This is a genomic window from Candidatus Syntrophosphaera thermopropionivorans, from assembly GCF_004353895.1.
Taxonomy (GTDB): Bacteria; Cloacimonadota; Cloacimonadia; order Cloacimonadales; family Cloacimonadaceae; genus Syntrophosphaera; species Syntrophosphaera thermopropionivorans.
This window is the reverse complement of sequence record NZ_SMOG01000051.1, coordinates 1-1,813: the sequence shown is the minus strand read 5'-3', so window position 1 is coordinate 1,813 and position 1,813 is coordinate 1. Positions and strand designations below refer to the sequence as shown.

Annotated in this window: 2 protein-coding genes; both read left to right on the top strand. The window is 39.4% G+C overall.

What is annotated here, in order from left to right; translation table 11 throughout:
* Positions 1-485, top strand: a 485-nt coding sequence (locus E0946_RS07145; protein WP_243713780.1) for an ATP-binding protein, incomplete at its 5' end; no start/stop codon positions are given.
* Complete coding sequence (locus E0946_RS07140; RefSeq protein WP_133201775.1) at positions 475-1,785, top strand: [Fe-Fe] hydrogenase large subunit C-terminal domain-containing protein; 1,311 nt, start codon at positions 475-477, stop codon at positions 1,783-1,785. The genes E0946_RS07145 and E0946_RS07140, both read left to right, overlap by 11 nt.
* The last annotated feature ends 28 nt before the right edge of the window (positions 1,786-1,813 follow it).

Genomic DNA, 1,813 nt, shown 5'->3' with positions numbered 1-1,813 from the left:
TCCGCCCTGGATATGAAAAAGCTGTGCAAAAGCATTTTGAAAATCAGCAAGAACCTGAAGTAAGTCTGGAATCCTTGATTAGAGAAAAGGATTTTAATGAAGCAGGGAAGGGCTCTGCTGAGGTTAAAAATGTGCTTAAACGTCTGGGGATTAATCCTGAAATTTTAAGACGCATAGCAGTTGCTGCCTATGAAGCAGAAATTAATGTAGCAGCTCATTCACTGGGTGGTGCAATGCTCAGTCATATTTATCCTGATAGGATTCATATGATTTTTATGGATAATGGACCAGGCATTGCTGATATAGAACAGGCTATGATGCCGGGTTTTTCTACTGCTGATGAGATGGTTAGGGAGCTTGGTTTTGGAGCTGGTTTGGGTTTACCCAATATAAAGAAAAATACCGATGCTCTACACATTGTCTCGGAATCAGGAGACAGCACTATGCTGGAATTTTTAGTTTTCTTTAATAAAAATGGACAATAAAGAATATTTTCATGCGGTTCAAATAGTAGAAGATAATTGCACAGGTTGCACATCCTGTGTCCGGGTTTGCGCTACGGAAGCTATCCGGGTGCGTAATCGCAAAGCTCAAATAGACCCTGCCCGATGTGTGGATTGTGGTAACTGTATAGTTGCCTGCAAGTTTCATGCTATTATCCCCAAAAGTGATCCTCTTGAACTGATTAATAAATTCAAATATAAAGTGGCTATTGTATCTACTTCCTATTTTGGACAATTTTCTGAAGATGTCTCCTATGAGGTTGCCAAACAGGCTATATATGAACTTGGCTTTGATCAAGTGGAAGAAGAAGCAATGGTAACTAATTTTATGATTGAGATGATTAGGGATTATGTCCGTCGTAACCGAAATAAAAGACCTATCCTTTCCAGTAATTGTCCCACCGTGGTCAGATTGATCCAGTTAAAATTTCCCTCCTTGCTTCCTAATATTTTTCAGATAGAAGCTCCAATGAGTATTCTAACTCGCTACCTAAGAGATAAGATACAAAAGGAGAAAGGATTAAAAGAAAATGAGATTGGCATCTTTCTCATAGTTCCCTGTCCTGCTCATGTAACTGCCGTTCATCAGCCTGAAGGTGCCTATAAACATTTGCAGGATGGAGCATTTGCCATAAGTATGATTTATGGTAAAGTGCACGAACATATTAAAAGATTACAGAATGAACCTACACCTAATATTGAAATCTATCCCAAAGGTCTGACCTGGGCTCTTTCCGGTGTTCAAGCTGACCTGGTTGATTGTGAGGATATCCGTGCTCTCTCGGTTAATGGAATAGATAATGTGATGGAGATACTATCTCGGGTAGAAGACCATTATTTAGACCAGTATGACTACATTGTCCTTCGTAGTTGCACTAATGGCTGTGTAGGTGGTTTTTTTAATGTAGAAAATCCTTTTGTAGCAATGAGTAGAATCAAGAAAATGATTAAAGAAGGGAAGGACACACCGGTAGATTTGAAGGAGTTGGAGGAACTTTATAGAGCTGGAGAATTTGATGTGGCACCTCTTTCTCCTCGTCCTATAATGGAACTGGATAAGGACATCAAGACCGCTATTGTCAAAATGAAACAGCTTAATGAAATCCTGACCACACTTCCTGGTCTCAATTGTTGTGCCTGTGGATCTCCCAGTTGTTATGCTTTAGCGGAAGATATAGTACAGGGCAACGCCACGATTGATGATTGTTTGGTCCTCCTAAAACGTCATACTTTAGAAAACATCCAGGATGAAATTTTAAAGAAAAATAAATCCAAGGAATAGACTAATGCCTCGTTTATCAGAAATACAG